General features: G+C 68.7%; 12 protein-coding genes. 11 read left to right on the forward strand and 1 reads right to left on the reverse strand.

Translation table 11 applies throughout. The features are described from left to right. Positions 1–123: 123 nt before the first annotated feature. From gspF to rpoH, 11 genes are all read left to right on the forward strand, one after another. Complete coding sequence (gene gspF / locus RUU78_RS10690) at positions 124–1329, forward strand: type II secretion system inner membrane protein GspF (RefSeq protein ID WP_313916412.1); 1206 nt, start codon at positions 124–126, stop codon at positions 1327–1329. A gap of 17 nt (positions 1330–1346) precedes the next feature. Then, complete coding sequence (gene ftsE, locus RUU78_RS10695; RefSeq protein ID WP_313916435.1) at positions 1347–2021, forward strand: cell division ATP-binding protein FtsE; 675 nt, start codon at positions 1347–1349, stop codon at positions 2019–2021. Beyond that, entirely contained in the window at positions 2021–3022 is a 1002-nt protein-coding gene (gene ftsX / locus RUU78_RS10700; RefSeq protein ID WP_313916414.1) for a permease-like cell division protein FtsX, read from the forward strand. The genes ftsE and ftsX overlap by 1 nt, the downstream gene beginning before the upstream one ends. Before the next feature lie 66 nt (positions 3023–3088). Next, positions 3089–3937 (forward strand): response regulator, encoded by an 849-nt coding sequence (locus tag RUU78_RS10705; RefSeq protein WP_313916416.1) that lies wholly within the window; start codon positions 3089–3091, stop codon positions 3935–3937. After that, positions 3934–4614 carry a uracil-DNA glycosylase gene (ung, locus tag RUU78_RS10710; RefSeq protein WP_313916418.1) on the forward strand — a complete coding sequence of 227 codons (681 nt, stop codon included), beginning with the start codon at positions 3934–3936 and terminating at the stop codon, positions 4612–4614. Before RUU78_RS10705 ends, ung begins: the two co-directional genes overlap by 4 nt. A 46-nt stretch (positions 4615–4660) precedes the next feature. After that, positions 4661–8608: a DUF4132 domain-containing protein gene (locus tag RUU78_RS10715; RefSeq protein WP_313916420.1), complete on the forward strand. Its 3948-nt coding sequence runs from the start codon at positions 4661–4663 to the stop codon at positions 8606–8608. Between the two features lie 160 nt (positions 8609–8768). Beyond that, positions 8769–9881: an AAA family ATPase gene (locus RUU78_RS10720; protein WP_313916422.1), complete on the forward strand. Its 1113-nt coding sequence runs from the start codon at positions 8769–8771 to the stop codon at positions 9879–9881. Continuing rightward, a complete protein-coding gene (locus tag RUU78_RS10725; protein ID WP_313916424.1) occupies positions 9878–12262 on the forward strand; it encodes a DUF5682 family protein in 2385 nt (794 codons plus the stop codon). The genes RUU78_RS10720 and RUU78_RS10725 overlap by 4 nt, the downstream gene beginning before the upstream one ends. Beyond that, positions 12259–13386 (forward strand): VWA domain-containing protein, encoded by a 1128-nt coding sequence (locus tag RUU78_RS10730; RefSeq protein WP_313916426.1) that lies wholly within the window; start codon positions 12259–12261, stop codon positions 13384–13386. The genes RUU78_RS10725 and RUU78_RS10730 overlap by 4 nt, the downstream gene beginning before the upstream one ends. Then, positions 13383–15449, forward strand: a complete 2067-nt coding sequence (locus RUU78_RS10735; protein ID WP_313916428.1) for an SWIM zinc finger family protein — start codon at positions 13383–13385, stop codon at positions 15447–15449. Before RUU78_RS10730 ends, RUU78_RS10735 begins: the two co-directional genes overlap by 4 nt. Before the next feature lie 210 nt (positions 15450–15659). Further along, positions 15660–16529, forward strand: a complete 870-nt coding sequence (gene rpoH, locus RUU78_RS10740) for an RNA polymerase sigma factor RpoH (RefSeq protein WP_313916429.1) — start codon at positions 15660–15662, stop codon at positions 16527–16529. A gap of 64 nt (positions 16530–16593) precedes the next feature. Here the strand turns inward: rpoH and RUU78_RS10745 are convergent, their stop codons facing one another. After that, positions 16594–17874 (reverse strand): NAD(P)/FAD-dependent oxidoreductase, encoded by a 1281-nt coding sequence (locus RUU78_RS10745; RefSeq protein WP_313916431.1) that lies wholly within the window; start codon positions 17872–17874, stop codon positions 16594–16596. Positions 17875–18010: the final 136 nt, after the last annotated feature.

Here is an 18010-nt window from a genome sequence, read left to right on the forward strand (position 1 = left end):
TCAGAGCAGCCGCCTGACCGCGCGCAGGCCGTCGCAGCGCCGACCACGCCTGCGCCGGCCGTCCGCTACCACTGTTCTGGGATTCCATACACAATCCGGTTCTCCCCGAACGGAACCGTCCGCGTGCCGGCATTCGCCTATCAAGCCCTCGACGCCAGCGGCAAGACCCAGCGCGGCGTTCTGCAGGGTGATACCGCGCGGGCCGTGCGGCAGATCCTGCGCGAGCGCGGGCTGAATCCGCTGGATGTGACGCAGGTCGACGAGAAGCAGCAAAGTTCGCCGCTGGGCCGGCGCGGCCTGTCGACGCCGCAGCTCGCGCTGTTCACGCGCCAGCTCGCGACCTTGCTCGCGGCCGGACTGCCGATCGACGAAGCGCTCGCCGCCCTGGGCGAACAGGGCGAGGACGAGCGCTCCCGCAGCCTCGTCGTCGCGCTGCGCTCGCGGGTCATGGAAGGGGCCGGGCTGGCCGCGGCATTTGCCGACTACCCGGAGAGTTTTCCGGAAATCTATCGTGCGTCCATCGCCGCGGGCGAGCAGTCCGGACGGCTGTCGACCGTGCTCGAACGTCTCGCCGACTACGCCGAATCGCGCGATGCGCTGCGCCAGCAGATGCTCACCGCGCTGGCCTATCCGATCCTGCTCAGTCTCGTCGCCGTTGCCGTCGTCACGGGACTGCTGGTCTACGTGGTGCCGCAGATCGTCGGCGTATTCGCGAGCATGAAGCAGGAACTGCCGCTGCCGACGACGCTGCTGATCGGCCTGTCCGAGCTGGTCAAGCGCTGGGGCATCGTGTTGTTCGCGGGGCTCGTCGCAGTGGTGATTGCGCTGCGCTTCGCGCTGCGGCGCGACGCGGTGCGCATGGTCTGGCACCGCTGGCTGCTGCGCCTGCCGCTGGTCGGCAAGCTCACACGCGCGTCGAACACGGCGCGCGCGGCGCGCACGCTCGCCCTGCTCAGCGCGAGCGCGGTGCCGTTGCTCGATGCGCTCGCGATCTCGGCCCAGGTCGTGCCCAACCTGCCGATGCGCGAAGCGCTGCGCCGCGCCGCGCACAAGGTGCGCGAAGGCGGCGCGTTCTCGCGCGCGCTCGCCGACAGCGGCTATTTCCCGCCGGTGGCCGTGCGCCTGATCGCAAGCGGCGAACGCTCGGGCCAGCTCGAGCGCATGCTTGACGAGGCCGCGGCGCACCAGGCGCGCGAACTCGATCGCTGGCTCGCGGTGCTGACCGCGGTGCTGGGTCCCGCGGTGATCCTGCTGGTCGGCGCGATGGTGCTGTTCATCGTGCTTGCGATCCTGCTGCCGATCTTCAACCTCAACCAGATGGTGAAGTGAGCGATGGTGGCGCGCCGATGATCCGCTTCGACCAGGTCACCAAGCGCTACCCGTCCGGGCAGGAGGCCGTGCACGAGCTGTCGTTCGAACTCGGCGCCGGCGAGATGGCCTTCGTGACCGGGCATTCCGGCGCAGGCAAGAGCACCTTGCTCAAGCTCATCGCGCTGATCGAACGGCCGACGCGCGGGCATGTCACGGTCAACGGGCAGAACCTGCACGGCCTGCGCCGCGGCCGCATCCCGGAACTGCGCCGCGGCATCGGCATGGTGTTCCAGGATCACCGCCTGCTGATGGACCGCAGCGTCTACGACAATGTCGCGCTGCCGCTGATCATCGCCGGGCTGTCGCGCGAGGAGATCGCCAAGCGCGTACGTGCCTCGCTCGACAAGGTCGGCCTGCTCGAACGCGAGCGTTCGGAACCCGTGACGCTGTCCACCGGCGAGCAGCAGCGTGTCGGCATAGCTCGCGCGATCGTGGCGAAGCCGGCCGTGCTGATCGCTGACGAGCCTACCGGCAATCTGGACCCGCAGCTGTCGGCCGAGATCATGCGGCTGTTCGCCGATTTCCAGCAGGTCGGTACGACCGTGCTGATCGCCAGCCACGATCTGCCGCTGGTCAAGCGCATGGGCAAGCGCGTGCTCGTGCTCAACCACGGGCGCCTGCTCGACGACTGGCGGCCGGGGAACGATTGATGTTCGCGAAGAAGCCTACCGGCAACCGTCTCAAGGCGACCGCGCCGCCGCCGCGCGCGGCCGAGCGTGCGGCGCCGCGGCGCCGGCTCGGGTTTTCCAGCTGGCGCGACCAGCATCTCTACAGTTTCTTTTCGAGCCTCGGCCGCCTGCTCGCGCGGCCCTGGGCGACCGCGCTGACCGCGCTGGTCATGGGCCTGGCGCTGGCCCTGCCGCTGCTGTTCCTGATCCTGCTCGACAATGCGCGCGCACTGGCCGGCGGCTGGCAGGACGCGCGCGAGATCACCGTGTTCCTCAAGCCTGCGGCCGATGCGCAGGCCAGTGCCGCGCTCGCGGCGAAGCTGCGCATGCGCGGCGACGTCGCGGCGGTCAAGCAGACCACGCCGGAGCAGGGGCTGGAGGAATTCCGTGCGATGTCCGGGTTTTCCGACGCGCTCGACGTGCTGCAGTTCAACCCGTTGCCGCATGTGCTGATCGTGACCCCGCGGGAGACGCAGGGCGCGGTCGAGCCGGCCGTGCTTGCGGATCTTCGCGCCGAGGCCCAGGTCGACCTGGTGCAGTACGACGCGGCCTGGCGCCGCCGGCTCGGCGCGATCCTCGGCCTGTCGCAGCGCAGCGTGCTCGTGCTCGCCGGCCTGCTCGCGCTCGCAACGCTGCTCGTGGTCGGCAACACGGTGCGGCTGGACATCCAGTCGCGTGCGGAAGAGATCGCCGTCATGCAGCTGATCGGCGCCAGTCCGGGCTTCGTGCGCCGGCCCTTCCTGTACACCGGCATCTGGTACGGCCTGTTCAGCGGCGCGCTGGCCCTGATCGTGGTGTTCGCGGTGCAGTGGGCGCTGCATGCGCCCGTCAACCATCTGCTCGAGAGCTACGACAACCGGTTCATCCTGCACGGTCTTCCACTGCTGGCGGCCCTGGCCGTGCCGGTGCTCAGTGCCGTTTTGGGGTGGCTTGGCGCTATGCTTGCGACCGCACGGCATCTGGCCGAAGCCCACCCGGACTGAGCGGGCGCCGGGACCGGTTCGTCATCCATCGCGCAGTACGAAGACGGAGTTCCTCAGGGGGAACCAATGGAAGCGCATCTCACCCGACACATATCGAGCGACGAACCCCGGGTGATGGTGGTCGACGGCTCCAAGGTCGTGCGCCGCCTGATCGAGCAGGTGCTCAAGGCCGACCTGCCGGGCGTCACGGTCCTTGCCTGCGAAACCGGCGCCGAGGCCAAGCAGCAGCTCGAGGCCGGTGTCGTCGATTTCGTCACGACGGCGCTGCGCCTGCCCGATATGGACGGGCTGGAACTCGCCCAGTACATCCGCGAGCACGCGCCGCAGGCCTATATCCCGATCGTGGTCGTCTCCGGCGACGTGCAGGAGCGCCTGGTCGCCCGCACCATGTCCGACGCGGTCACCGACTATTTCGACAAGTCGCTCGGCTTCACCGCCCTGGCCGCGTTCATCCGCGGCTACGTGCGGCCCGAGTCCAACGTCACCGGCGAAGTGCTCTATGTCGAGGACAGCCGTGTCGTCGCGCTGGCGACGCGGCGCATGATGGAAAAGCACGGCCTGACCGTGCTGCATGTGGTCAGCGTCGAAGACGCGCTCGCCCTGCTCGATACCGCCAAGGCGCAGGGCAAAGGTCCGGGCCCCGACATCGTCCTGACCGACGTCAACCTCAAGGGCGAACTGACCGGCGGCGACCTGCTCGAGCGCATCCGCAACGATTTCGGCTACGGCAAGGCGCTGCTGCCGGTGCTCGTCATGACCGGCGACGACAATCCGAAGAATCAGGCCGTGCTGATCCGCCAGGGCGCGAACGATCTGGTCGAGAAGCCGATCGAGGAACGCCTGCTCATCACCAAGCTGCTGTTCCAGCTGCGCGTCGGCCAGCATTCGCGCGCGCTGCTGACGGAAACCGCATGACCGAGGCGCGGGTGAAGCTGGAGCCGAGCTGGAGGCAACGCGTCGGCGACTATCTCGACCGGCCCGACATGCAGGCTCTGTCGGAATTCCTGCGCAGCGAGCTGCGCGGCGGCAAGGTCATCTTCCCGCCGCCGAAACAGATCTTCGCCGCGCTCGACGCGACGCCGTTTGAGCAGGTCAAGGTCGTGATCCTCGGCCAGGATCCGTACCACGGTCCCGGTCAGGCGCATGGCCTGTGCTTCTCGGTGCAGCCCGGCGTGGCGGTACCGCCGTCGCTGCGCAACATGTACGTCGAGCTGCAGCGTGATCTCGGCTTCGTGCCGCCGCGGCATGGCTGCCTCACGCCCTGGGCCGAACAGGGCGTGCTGCTGCTCAATGCGGTGCTCACGGTCGAACAGGGCCTGGCCGGCTCGCACCAGGGCAAGGGCTGGGAAGGTTTCACCGACGCCGTCGTCGACGTGCTCAACCGCGAGCGCGAGCACCTGGTGTTCCTGCTCTGGGGCTCCTACGCCCAGGCCAAGGGAAAGCTCATCGACACGAGCCGGCATAGGGTGCTCAAGGCGCCACATCCCTCGCCGCTGTCGGCGCACCGCGGCTTCATCGGCTGTGGGCATTTCTCCGCGGCCAACGAATACCTCGTGCGCCACGGCATCACGCCGGTCGACTGGACGCTGTAACCGGCTGCGTTTAGGTTTGGCGCTTCGCCATCGCAGCAGGGAAACCATGCGCCGCTTCGAATTCTCCGAAGGTGCGTCGAACAAGTTCTGGGAAATCGAGCAGGACGGTTCCGATCTCGTCATCCGCTGGGGCCGCATCGGGACCCAGGGGCAAAACCAGACCAAGAATTTTGCCGACGCAGCCAAGGCCGCCTCCGCGCTGGACAAGCTGGTCAGCGAGAAGACCGGCAAGGGGTATGTCGAAGCGGGTGCCGACGCTGCCACAGGTTCCCCTGCTGCAACGAATGCAGCAAAAGACAAAAAGAAAAATTCGGCGCCTGTGGCACCGGCCGACACTCCGGCGTCGTCGGCCGTCGCGGCTTCGCCCGCAGCGACGTTGACGCCCGTGGCTGCGCCAGAAGCACAAGCCGTAGCCGCCGTCGTCCTCGACGATCTGCCGCCGCTGCCCAGCCTTCACGGCGCCACGCCGCCCTGGCTCGCGGCCGGGGAGCCGTTGGAGTTCGACGCCGCGATGAAGCGCCTGCTGCAGCCCGACTACGACGGCAAGGCCAGCGAGCCTTTGCCGTCGCGACGCTTTCCGGCGGTTGCCTATGACTCGGAGACGCGTCGCGCCTGGGTGCTGGCGAAGAATGCCATCCGGCAGGACAAGGAGCTGGACCTCGCCGGGTGTGATCCGGCGCTGCTTCCGCTGCTGCTGGAAACCTGGACCCGGCTTGCGAAAGACCGGCTCGACGGCAGCGATGAATCGCAGGCGCTGCTGCTGGCATTGGCGTGTGCACTGGTGCCGCATGGCAGCGAGGGCAGCGTCGCGCGCTACCTGATCGAGCAGCAGGGACTCGCGAGCGCATTGCAACTGCTGGTGCAGGCGCACGGCTTTGCGGTCACGCTGGAAAACGACTGGAAAGGTGGGCGCAGCTCGGTCCACAAGCTCTGCGTGACGCGCCAGGTCAGCGGTGTCGCCAGCCTGCACTGGAGCAACCCGCTGAGCGCCGAGGAGCTGTGCTTTCGCCGCTTCCTGGCGCAGGCGCCCGAGCCGCTGTGGCGCGAATGCGTGGCGCTGATAGAGGCCAGCCTGCCGGCGCTGCATCCGGCGCGTCAGGTCACGCTCGCGCTGCTGCTGCCGGATGCGCCGGAGCTGTCGAACACACTCGCACTGCAACTGGCCGGGCCGGCTGCGCCCGATGCCCTGCACTGGCTGCAGCTGACGGCGACCGATCCGGCGGGACTGGCCGCGATCCAGGTCGCGAAAATCAGCTACGGCTATTTTTTCCACAACGGAGCACTACTCGCCACTGTGCTGCAGGAGCGACGTCTGCAGGCGCTGCCGCTGTTCGCCGCCGAGCCGGCGCTCGACAACACGGGCGATGTACTCACGTATTTCGGCGTGCCGGAAGCGGTCGAGGCGCTGGCTCGCGTCGCCAGCAGCAGCAAGACCTGCCTGCAGCGCCTGAACGTGGCCGCGCAGCGCTGGCCGCTGGCGGCGATTCCCGCGCTGGCGCGTGTCATCGCTGCCGGCGGCCGCGAGGCTGGACAGTTCGTGCCGGTGCTCAGTGGACTGCTGCAGGCCCAGGCCGCCGCGCTGCCAGCGTTGCGGCCATGGCTGGATGCACCAGCGGTCGCGGTAGTCGACCGGCTGGTCGCGCAGCTGGACGGTCCTGCCGAGGTGGCCGATGCCGTCGACCTGCCGCGCGTGCTGGCGGATCCGCCGTGGCTCAAGCCGCGCAAGACGCTGGCGAGCGTCAGCGCGCTCGCGCCGCTGGCGCTGCCGACGCAGGCGCACTGGCCCGAGGGCGAACGCGAGCGCGCTGCTGTCCTCGGGCAGTGGCAGCAGCAGCGCTATGCCAAGTCCGGCAAGGACATGCTCGCGTTCGTCGAGGAACTCGGTTTCAACCGGGCCTACGGTGCGGTTGACGAGAAGCTTGAAGCCGCGCTGCGCGACGAGGCAGTCAAGGCGCTGCGGACCCGCGACATGGACGCGCTGCACTCCGCCTGGACACGCATGAAGGCGAACCGGCGCTATCTGTACCTGACCGTCGACGGCGGTCTGATCGGCCAGCTGCCCGATGGCATCGCGATCGAGGTCTGGAACCGGCTGGCCGGCGACGGCAGCGCCGATGCGCACGTCACCTACATGCTCGCGCGGTTCGGCCTGGATGTCTGGCCCGGCGCGCTGCGCGCGATCCGGCGCACTCCGTCGAGTTTCACCGAACTGGCGCTGAAATTTGCCGATGTGGAACTTGCTGCTTTTGCTGCGCGCGCCCTGGTCAAGCTCAAGACGCTGCGCCAGTTCGGGCGCGACTGGCTGCTGCGCCATCCCGAATACGCGGCGGCGGGGCTGATCGCGCCAGCGCTGGGCAAGGCGGGCGAGGCGCGCGATTGCGCCGGTGCGGCGTTGCGCTTCCTGGCCGCGAACGGGCACGAGGCGGTGATCCTCGACGTCGCTGCTCGCTACGGCCGCGACGATGTCGACGCGGCCGTGCGGCTGATGCTCGCGGAAGATCCGCTGGACCGGTTCCCGAGCCGGCGCAGCAACCTGCCGGCGTTCTGGGCGCCGCGCGGCTGGCGCCGACCGCTGCTGCGCAGCAACGGCAAGGCCCTGCCGGATGCGGCGATCGACCATCTGGGCAGCATGCTCGCGTTCCCGAGCAATGAGGAGATCTATCCCGGCATCGCCGAGGTGGTCGCGGCCTGCACGCCCGAATCGCTCGGCGATTTCGCCTGGGACCTGTTCAACGCCTGGCTCGCTGCGGCGGCGCCGTCGAAGGACGGCTGGGGCATGGCCGCGCTGGGCTGGCTCGGCAACGACGACACGGCGCGGCGGCTGACCCCGCTGATCCGCAACTGGCCCGGCGAGGGCGCGCATGCGCGCGCGGTGCTCGGTCTCGACGTGCTGGCCGCGATCGGCAGCGACGTCGCGCTGATGCTGCTCAACGGCATCGCGCAGAAAGTCAAGTTCAAAGGGTTGCAGGACAAGGCGCGCGAGAAGATCGACGCGATCGCCGAGGCACGCAGCCTCAGCACCGAAGAACTGGAAGACCGGCTCGCGCCGGATCTGGGGCTCGACGATGCCGGCACCTTGTTGCTGGACTTCGGGCCGCGCCAGTTCCGCGTCGGTTTCGACGAGGCGCTGAAACCGTACGTACGCGACGCCGACGGCGCGCGCCTTGCTGACCTGCCCAAGCCCAAGAAGACCGACGATGCGTCGCTGGCCGCGGTTGCGGTGGAGCGCTTCAAGCTTCTCAAGAAAGACGCGCGCACGATCGCGAGCCAGCAGGTGCTGCGCCTGGAAATCGCCATGTGCACGCGACGGCGCTGGGACCAGGCCGTGTTCGAACGGTTCCTTGCCGGACATCCTTTGCTGCGCCATCTGGTGCAGCGCCTGGTCTGGGGGATCTACGAGATGGATGCTGGCGCAGATCGCCAGGGCGGGCGGCTGCTGCAGTGCTTCCGCGTCGCCGAGGACGGCAGCTACAGCGATGCGGACGACGCACCGCTGTCGTTGCCGCAGGGCGAAAACATCCGCCTGGGCCTGCCGCATGCACTGGAACTGCCGGCACAGGCCGCCGCTGCGTTCGGCCAGCTATTCGCGGACTACGAACTGATGCAGCCGTTCCCGCAGCTCGGTCGCGAGAGTTTTGCCCTGAGCGACGAGGAGCGCGCGATGCTGAATCTCGAGCGCTGGAAGGGCAAGGTCGTGCCGACCGGCCGCGTGCTCGGCCTCGCCAACAAGGGCTGGCGGCGTGGCGCGGCGCAAGACGGCGGCGGCATCTGGTATTTCACCAAGCCGCTCGCAGGGGATCTCGCGATCGAGCTGAGCTTCGAGCCCGGCATCATCGTCGGCCTGGTCGACGAGTATCCGCAGCAGACCCTGCTGCAGCTGCAGGTCGGCAGGCCGAGTGAGTGGGGCGACATGCAGGATACGAAACCGTTCGCGACACTCGACCCGATCGCCGCGAGCGAACTGATCCGCGACATGCAGGCGCTGTGCGCCTGATCTGAATCGGTTCGCACACCTGAGCAAGTCCCGGCATACGGCTCTTGTACTCGGCACCCGGTCTCCACAACCCCGCCAAACGCCTGCTGCGCAGGCATTTGGTCAAGGGGGCTCCAGAATCAAATGCAAGTGTCGACTTGTTAAGAGGCTCCCTATTCCCATGGCTACAAAGAAACCCGAAGTCGCAGCGCCGGTGCTGCAGCGGCCGCCCGCCGAAATCCTCTACGCCGAGCAGCTGCAGCGCCTGGCCGCGGCCGACCGCGACCCCCGTCCGCCGGGCTGGGCGCTGAGTCTCAAGGCGGCGCGTACGTTCGTGCTCGGCGATGCCGCGCTCGGAGTGTCGCGCAAGATCGTCGCGCCGGTCGCCGCGATTGAACGCATGCTCGTCACGCTCGCGACGGGCCGCGGCCTCATGCTGGTCGGCGAACCCGGCACGGCCAAGTCACTGCTGTCGGAGCTCCTGGCCACTGCGGTCTGCGGCGTCTCCACGCTGACGATCCAGGGCGGAGCCTCGATCACCGAGGACCAGATCAAGTATTCGTGGAACTACGCGCTGCTGATCAACGAGGGGCCGAGTCCGCGCGCGCTGGTGCCGGCGCCGCTGTACCAGGGCATGCGCGAAGGCCGCATCGTGCGCTTCGAGGAGATCACGCGTGCCCCGCTGGAGGTGCAGGACTGCCTGCTCGGCATGCTCTCGGACCGCGTCATGGCCGTGCCCGAACTCGGCGGCGAAGACGGCATGCTGTATGCGCGCGAAGGCTTCAACATCATCGCGACCGCGAACACGCGGGACCGCGGCGTCAACGAGATGTCGGCCGCGCTCAAGCGCCGCTTCGACTTCGAGACCGTTTTCCCGATCCTCGACTATGAGCGCGAGCTTGCGCTGGTGCAGCAGGCCTCGGCCGAACTGCTGGCGCGCAGCGGCATTCCGAAGACGCTGCCCGAGCCTGTGCTGGAACTGCTCGTGACGACCTTCCGCGATCTGCGTGCGCACCAGGACAGCGGCCGGCGCGACGGCAGCATGGACACGCTCAATGCGGTCATGTCGACGGCCGAGGCGGTCAACGTCGCCCACGCGGTCGGCGTGCGCGCGTGGTTTCTCGAACAGCGCGCCGGCGAGCCGGCCGACCTCGTCGACTGCATTGCCGGCACCGTGGCCAAGGACGACGCCGACGACCGCGCCAAGCTGCGGCGCTATTTCGAGCAGAAGGTCGCGAAGAAGACCGGCGCGCACTGGCGCGCGTATTTCGAGGCGCGGCACCGCCTGCCATGAGCCTGCGCGCGCCCTGCATCGTCGGCGTGCGTCACCACAGCCCGGCCTGCGCGCGACTGGTCGCGGCACGTATCCGCGCGCTGCGGCCGCGCCATGTGCTGATCGAGGGGCCGGCGGATTTCAACCCACGCATCGACGAGATGTTCCTTGGCCACGCGCTACCGCTTGCGATCTACAGCTATCTCTCGGGCGGCGGCGTGCAGCGCGGCTCGTGGGCGCCGTTCGCCGAGCACTCGCCAGAGTGGCAGGCGCTGCTCGTCGCACGCGAGGTCGGCGCGCAGGCGCGCTTCATCGACCTGCCGGCCTGGCACGAGGCGTTCGAAGACCTGCCCAACCGCTATGCGGACGCGCCCGAGGCAGAGCACGAGGCGCGCGCGGAGGCCTATGAGCAGGCGCTCGCCGATCGCCTCGCGATCGAAGGCCGCGACGCGCTGTGGGACCACCTGTTCGAGCAGGAGCAGGATGACGTCAGTCTTGCACAGCAACTGGAAGTGCATTTCGGGCACCTGCGCGGCGCCGATCCGGGCTCGCCCGGCAACGCCGCGCGCGAAGCGCAGATGGCGCAGTGGATCGCCTGGGCGATGGCGCAGGACGACGGCGAGGTGCTCGTCGTCTGCGGCGGCTACCACGCACCGGCGCTGGCGCGACGGTGGCGCGAGGTCGACGGCGCGGCCGTGTGCAGCGAACCGGCCGTGCCGCAACCGCCGCCCGCGCCGGAAGGCATTCCGCAGCGGCATGGCTCGTTTCTCGTGCCCTACAGCTTCAAGCGGCTCGACGCGTTCCAGGGCTATGCCTCGGGCATGTCCTCGCCGCTGTACTACCAGTGGCTGTGGGAGTCGGGCAGTGCGGGAGCCGGTCTGCGCCTGATGCAGGAGGTCGCGCAGCGTCTGCGCCAGCGCAGGCTCGTCGCATCGACCGCCGACCTGATCGCGCTGCACACGCATGCGCAGGGCCTCGCGTTGCTGCGCGGACATGCGCACGCGCTGCGTGCCGACTGGCTCGATGCGATTGCCGCGACGCTGCTCAAGGAAGCGCAGGACGCCCCGCTGCCGTGGACGTACCGCGGCACGATCCGGCCCGGGACTGCGCCGCTACTGGTCGAGGTCATGGACGTGCTCGCCGGCGACCTGCGCGGCCGGCTCGCCGCCACGACACCGCGGCCGCCACTGCTGGATTCGGTCGAGCACGAACTCGACGCGGCCGGTATCGCGCTCGATGGCGAGCGCACGATCGATCTGCTCGCCGATGCCGGACGGCGCCAGAGCCGCGTGCTGCATCGGCTGTTGCTGCTCGGCATCCCCGGCATCGCGCGCGTGCAGGGGCCGGTGCTGGCCTTGTCGGGCGAGCGCAACGAGTGCTGGCGCCTGGGCCGCCCGATCGAACAGATGGCAGCGCTGATCGAGGCCGGCGCCTACGGCGCGACGCTGGCCGACGCGGCGCGCGCCGTGCTCGAAGAGAAGCTGCGCGAGGCGCGCGACGACGTGGCCGCGCTCGCGCAGGGACTCAATGCCGCGGCGTTCGCGGGTCTTGCCGCCGTCAGCGACGCGCTGCTCGCGGATCTGCGCGCGGCAATCGCCACTGCGCCGCGCTTCGAACCGTTGGGCGAAGCGATTGGCGTGCTGTATCCGCTGTTCCGGCACGGCCAGATCGTCGCGGTCGCCGGTGCGCCGCTGCTTGCCGCCGTCATCGAGGCTGCCTGCGATCGCGCGCTCTGGCTGTTCGAGCCGCCCGCGGCGATTGCGCCGTCGGACGCGTTCACCCATGTGCGCGCCGTCGTCGCACTGCGCGATCTGCTGCGGGGATACGCCGCGGACCGGCAGGACGGTGCCGGCGTACTCGCGCTCGAGACCGACCGCGTGCTGGCCGTATTCGCGCGCAAGCTACGCGATCCCGCCGGTTCGCCGCTGAGTCGCGGTGCGGCGCTGGGTGCCATCCTCAGCCTGCCGCAGCTCGCCGGGTCCGACGGCGACGCGTTCGACCTGAGTGCGCCGCTGGCCCTGCTCAACGGTCTTGCTCCCGATGCGCTGGGCGACGCGCTGTCCGGATTGCTCGCGCTGGCGCGCGAGCAGATAGCGCAGGAACCCGCCTTCGTCGTTGGCATGGACGCGCTGGTCGCTGCGCTGGACGACGAGGATTTCCTGCGTGCCCTGCCGGCATTGCGCGGTGCCTTCGCCTGGTTGCCGCCGCGCGAACGCGGTCGTCTGGCCACACTGCTGCTGCGCCTGCACGACGCGACACACCTGTCGCAACGCGCCCTGACTGCTGCGCTGCCCGCGGACGTGGATGCGCGTGACATCGCGGAGGCGGCCCGGCGCGAGCGCGAGGTCTGTGCACGCTTGCAGCGCTGGGGCCTACGCACGGGCGCGGAGGAATCGGCATGAGTTTTTCGATCCCGACACGGCTGCAGCGCTGGCGCCTGCTGCTCGGCGAACCGGCGCAGGGTGCGCTCGGGAACTTGCAGGACGCGGCGCAGGCGGCGGCGGACGCGGCGCTGGAATGGCTGTACGGCCGCGACCCGGAGCGCGCGTTGCGCGGCGAGCGCAGCGGCAGTCTGGATCCGTCGCAGCTGTCCACGCCCGACTGGATCAATGACGTGCATCGCCTGTTTCCGCAGGAGGTCATCGAGCGGCTGGAACGCGACGCGGTCGAACGCTACGGCATTACCGAAGTCGTCACCAATCTCGACGTGCTCGAGCGTCTCGAGCCCTCGCAGAGCCTGCTGCGCGCGGTGCTGCAGACCAAGCATCTGATGAATCCGGCCGTGCTCGCCGCGGCGCGGCGCATCGTGGCGGAGGTCGTGCGCCGCCTCATGGAGAAGCTTGCGACTGAGGTGCGTCAGGCCTTTGCTGGACCGCGCGACCGGCGCCGGCGCTCGCGCCTGAAGATTGCGCGCAACTTCGATTTCGCGCGAACCGTGCGTGGCAATCTTGCGCGCTGGGACCCGCAGCGGCGGCGGCTGTTCGTCGACGCGCTGCGCTTCGTCAGCCGTTCTCGCCGGCATGCGCAGCGCTGGGACATCATCCTGCTGATCGACCAGAGCGGTTCGATGGTCGACTCGGTCATCCACTCGGCGGTGATGGCGGCCTGCCTTTGGAATCTGCCGGGCATGAGTACGCGGCTCGTTGCATTCGATACCAGCGTGGTCGACCTGACCCGCGACGTGGCCGATCCGGTGGAATTGTTGATGAAGGTACAACTGGGCGGCGGTACCGACATCGCCAAGGCCGTTGCCTACGCGCAAAGCTGTGTCGCCAATCCGTCGCGGACGCTCATCGTGCTGGTCAGCGATTTCTATGAAGGCGGCGACGCGGGCGAACTCGTGCGGCGTGTGCAGTCACTGGTGCAGGCCGGTTGCCGCGTACTCGGTCTGGCGGCGCTCGACGCGGCGGCGACGCCGAACTACGACCGGGAGACCGCGGCACGGCTGGTCAAGGTCGGTGCCCAGGTCGGGGCGATGACGCCGGGTGAGCTCGCCGGCTGGCTCGCCGACAAGGTGCGGTCGTGACGGCGCGCACCGACTTGCTCGAACTCAGCCTCGATGCGCTGTCGGCGCTGTCGAATCCGGGATTCGTCAAGCGCGCGCAGAAGGACATCGCCGAGGGGCGCATTCCGCAGATCGACATCGCTGACGACACGACGGTGCGGGCGCGCTACGAGGACGGCCAGCAGGCCACGCTCGCGCCGGGCAAGTCCCTGCGCGAAGCAGCCTGCACCTGTCCCGCCACGGGCCTGTGCCGCCATCGCGTCACGCTGGTTCTCGCGTATCAGCACTGGGCGCGGTCGGTGGCCGATGTCGCGACGCCGGATTCCGGCGGAGAGGTCCCCTGGAGCCCAGCCGAATTCGACGACGCGGAGCTGGCTGCGGCGCTGGCGCCGGCCACGCTAGATCAGGCGCGGCGTCTCGCAGCCGCACGGCCGGCCGTGCGCCTGAGCGCATGGCAACCGTCGGCACCGACGCCGACGGCCCATCTTCCGCTGTGCTCCGTGCGCTTTTTCTCGCGGCGCGCGCTGTCTCACGCGCGTTGCGACTGCCGTCTGGGCGGCAGTTGCGAGCATATTGCGGTTGCGGTCTGGGCGTTTCGCCAAGCCGGCGGTCTCGCCGATGCGGTGATCGAGCTGCTGCCGCGCGACGCGGCGGCAAGTGCGACAGGGCTGGGCGCGGATGCGGTGGACGTCGAGGTCATGGCGCGCCGTTTCCTGCGCCGCCTGTGGCTCGACGGCAGCTCCCAGGACTGGGCGCCGCTGGAAGCGGACTACGCGGCATTGCGTGACCGCTTGTCGCGGCTGGGGTGGAACTGGCCGGGCGAGTGCCTCGACGAACTGCGCAGTCTGATCCTGGCGCAGGCCGTCCGCTCGAGCCGCTTCGATCCGCAGCGCCTGCTGGAATTGCTGGCCGAGCTGGTCGCGCGCATCGCAGCGGCGCGTACGGCTGCCGAGCAGACGACCCCGCTCCTGCCCGCCAGCCAGATCCTCGGCGTCGGCGTGCGCGGCGAGGTCGCACTGGATCACCTCAAGCTCGTTTCGCTCGGACTGCAGTGCTGGCGGGACGATGCGGCCGATGGCGCGCGCGTGGTGTTCGCCGATCCGGATACGTTGGCCGTGACCGTTCTGGAGCGCAGTTGGTCGCGCGAGCCCGGCCAGGTCGCCACGCCAATTGTCAGCCGGCGCGTGGCAGGACAGGCACTGCGCCAGCTCGCCGCAGCGCAGGTCGTCACGCGCGGTGCGAAGCGGCGCGCCAACGGCCTGCTCGACATTCCGGCGCTGGCGCGCCAGACCAGCGTATTGCCGCTGTCGGCGCAATCCTGGGAAGGAATCGGTGCGCCGCTGCGCCAGCCGGGCGGTGCCGCGCTGGCGCGCCATCTTCACGCGGCCCTGCCGGATTTCGTCAGGCCGCGCCAGGCGATCGCGCATGTTCACGTTCTGCCGATTGCTGGCATCGGCAACTGGGGTTGGGACGCGGCGGCGCAGACCCTGCATGCACGCGTGCTCTGTTGCGATGACGCAGCGAACGCCGCATCCGGCGACTGGGTGGAGCTGGCCCTTGCGCATGATGCGGCCACGCCCGACGCGGTCGATGCGCTGGCCGCGGCGCTGTCCGATACGGCGGATCCGCCGTGGCGCATCGCCGGCCCCGTACACCTGCGTGCGGGCGCGGTCCGCATGACGCCACTGGCGCTGCTCACACGCAAGAAGGCCATCGTGCTGCAGGCTTGCAGCGTCGGTGCGCAGCCGCTGCCGCCGCTGCAGACCGCCGACCCCACCAACGGGCTGACGGCATTGATCGGGCAACTGCTCGACGAGCTGGCGGTCTGGGCGCGGCAGGGCATTCGTCACCAGACCGGGTCGACACTGTCACGCTGCGAGGCCCAGGCCCAGCGTCTGGATGCCCGGGGCCTGACCACTACGGCGGCGCTACTTCGGCGGGTGCTCGTCGCCTGGCGAGAGGCGAGCGATGAGCTGCCGCAATGGCTGGCGACACTGTTCTTGCTGTTGCAAGGCTTGCTCGTCGGCACCGCCGACGATGAACCGATTCTGGCCGACTTCCCTGGCCCTTCGATTGGGCCGTGACTATCGGCCCTCCAGGATCAACGGTTTATCGGAGAAGCTGCATGCGGGCGCCATCCGCTTATGAGGCTTCACCGCGGTTTAACCCTTTTTCTGTACTTGCTGGTACACTAATCGCCGTTCGCAGGAACTCCCGTCTCGGGAACTCTTGCTGGACTTAGCACTCCATACACGCGAGTGCTAACCTGTGATCTGTATTGGAGGTTTCAAGCCATGACCGAAGCGCTTGCCCTAGTCAGCAACAACCTGCCGGTTCCAAGTGCATTGGGCAGCCTTGAGGCGTACATCAGCGCCACGCACCGCGTGCCGATGCTGACCCAGGACGAAGAGCAGGAACTCGCCGAGCAGTTGCGCCGCGACAATGATCTCGATGCGGCCAAACGCCTGGTGCTCTCCCACCTGCGTTTCGTCGTCCATGTGGCGCGCGGCTACCAGGGTTACGGTTTGCCGCTTGGCGATCTCGTGCAGGAAGGCAATATCGGCCTCATGAAGGCGGTCAAGCGTTTCGACCCGACCCTCGGTGTGCGCCTGGTTTCCTTCGCAGTGCACTGGATCCGTGCCGAAATGCATGAGTTCATCCTGCGCAACTGGCGCATCGTCAAGGTCGCCACGACCAAGGCTCAGCGCAAGTTGTTCTTCAACCTGCGCAAGTCCAAGAAGCGTCTGGGCTGGCTCACGCATGACGAGGCGCAGACGGTAGCCAAGGAACTCGGCGTGCCGCTTGCGACCGTCCTCGAGATGGAATCTCGTCTGTCGGGCCGCGATGTGGGCTTCGATGCGCCGACCGACAGCAACGACGACGATGCGCCGCCGGCGCCGGTGGCCTATCTGGTCGACCATCGTGCGGATCCGTACGAGTCGCTGGCCAGCGACGACCACGAGGAAAACCAGCTCGAGTCGCTGCGTGAAGGCATGTCCCGCCTGGATCAGCGTTCGCGCGACATCATCACGCGGCGCTGGCTCAAGGACGGCGAGAAGGCGACGTTGCAGGAACTGGCCGATGAATATGGTGTTTCGGCCGAGCGCATCCGCCAGATCGAGGCGAATGCGATGAAGAAGATGCGCGCGCTGTTTGTCGCGTAGTTCCCTGCACACCGGCAACGAGACGACGGCCCCGAAAGGGGCCGTCGTCGTTTTCGCAATCACCTCAGGCGTGATCGCCTCGGGCGTCGCCGCGCGGTTCCTGCCCGACGATGATCCGGGCGTGGCGCTGGTAGGTCCAGTACGACCAGCTCCAATTGATCAGCACAATGAGCCGGCTGCGGAAACCGATCAGGAACAGGATGTGGATCAGCAGCCAGAACCACCAGGCGAGTACGCCGGACAGGTGAATACGGCCGAGATCGGCGACGGCCGCCATGCGGCCTATCGTGGCGAGCGAGCCGACATCCGCATAGCGGAACGGCGCCGCCGTCGAACCGGCGAGCCGGGCCAGGATCATCTTCGCTGCGTGCGTCCCCATCTGCTTGGCCGCCGGCGCCACGCCAGGCACCGGCCTGCCATCCTGCTGACGGCTCGCGAGATCGCCCACGACGAAGACGTTCGGATCCCCTGGCAGGCTCAGGTCGTCCTCGACGATCACGCGTCCGGCCCGGTCCAGTGGTGCGCCGAGACGCCGTCCCAGCGGCGAGGCGGCGACGCCCGCTGCCCACAACACGGTCCTTGCAGCGATACGCTCCTCCCCGAGGGCGATGCCGTCGGCATCGACGGCGGTGACCGCGCGACCCGTGTGCACTTCGACGCCGAGCCGGTGCAGCTGCTTCGCGGCCTTGGCGGAAAGGTCTTCTGGCAGCGAGGCAAGCACGCGCGGCCCGGCCTCGACCAGCAGCACGCGCGCGGCGGCGGGATCGACGCGGCGGAACTCGCGGCGCAGCGTGTGACGCGCGATCTCGGCCAGCGTGCCGGCCAGTTCGACGCCGGTAGGCCCGCCGCCGATCACGACGAAGTTGAGCCAGGCGGCGCGCTTTACCGGGTCGGTTTCGGCTTCGGCACGTTCGAACGCGGTCAGCACACGGCGACGGATCAAAAGCGCATCGTCCAGCGTCTTCAGACCCGGCGCGTACGTTGCCCATTCGTCGTGGCCGAAATACGCATGCCGCGCGCCGGTCGCGACGATGAGGTAGTCGTAGTCGAGGGCGCTGCCGTCGGCGCAGCATAGACGGCGTGCGGCGCGGTCGATGTCGACGACTTCGCCGAGCAGCACGGTGGCATTGCGCTGACGGCGCAGGATATGGCGCAGCGGCGCGGCGATGTCGGGCATCGACAGGCCCGCCGTGGCGACCTGATACAGCAGCGGCTGAAACAGATGGTGGTTGACGCGATCGATCAGGCTGATGCGCACGCGGCTGCGCGCCAACTCACGCGCAGCCCACAACCCGCCGAACCCTCCACCGACGATGACGACGTGCGGTTCGTTTTCACTGTGCATACATTGCTCACAAGTTGCATTTAGGAATTTCTGAGTAAGGCATTCCCTGCCTTTCGCTCTTGGAGCCCCCTTGAGTCAAGGGGGGTGAAGAGTGATCGCCCAGAACCGCAGGTTCTGATCACTCTGAACGCCCAAC

Source organism: Tahibacter sp., assembly GCF_032229445.1.
Lineage (GTDB): Bacteria > Pseudomonadota > Gammaproteobacteria > Xanthomonadales > Rhodanobacteraceae > Tahibacter.

Coding starts and splice junctions, on each gene's coding strand:
- ftsE (WP_313916435.1), top strand. CDS start 1,347: ATGATCCGCTTCGACCAGGTCACCAAGCGCTACCCGTCCGGGCAGGAG.
- ftsX (WP_313916414.1), top strand. CDS start 2,021: ATGTTCGCGAAGAAGCCTACCGGCAACCGTCTCAAGGCGACCGCGCCG.
- RUU78_RS10705 (WP_313916416.1), top strand. CDS start 3,089: ATGGAAGCGCATCTCACCCGACACATATCGAGCGACGAACCCCGGGTG.
- ung (WP_313916418.1), top strand. CDS start 3,934: ATGACCGAGGCGCGGGTGAAGCTGGAGCCGAGCTGGAGGCAACGCGTC.
- RUU78_RS10715 (WP_313916420.1), top strand. CDS start 4,661: ATGCGCCGCTTCGAATTCTCCGAAGGTGCGTCGAACAAGTTCTGGGAA.
- RUU78_RS10720 (WP_313916422.1), top strand. CDS start 8,769: ATGGCTACAAAGAAACCCGAAGTCGCAGCGCCGGTGCTGCAGCGGCCG.
- RUU78_RS10725 (WP_313916424.1), top strand. CDS start 9,878: ATGAGCCTGCGCGCGCCCTGCATCGTCGGCGTGCGTCACCACAGCCCG.
- RUU78_RS10730 (WP_313916426.1), top strand. CDS start 12,259: ATGAGTTTTTCGATCCCGACACGGCTGCAGCGCTGGCGCCTGCTGCTC.
- rpoH (WP_313916429.1), top strand. CDS start 15,660: ATGACCGAAGCGCTTGCCCTAGTCAGCAACAACCTGCCGGTTCCAAGT.
- RUU78_RS10745 (WP_313916431.1), bottom strand. CDS start 17,874: ATGCACAGTGAAAACGAACCGCACGTCGTCATCGTCGGTGGAGGGTTC.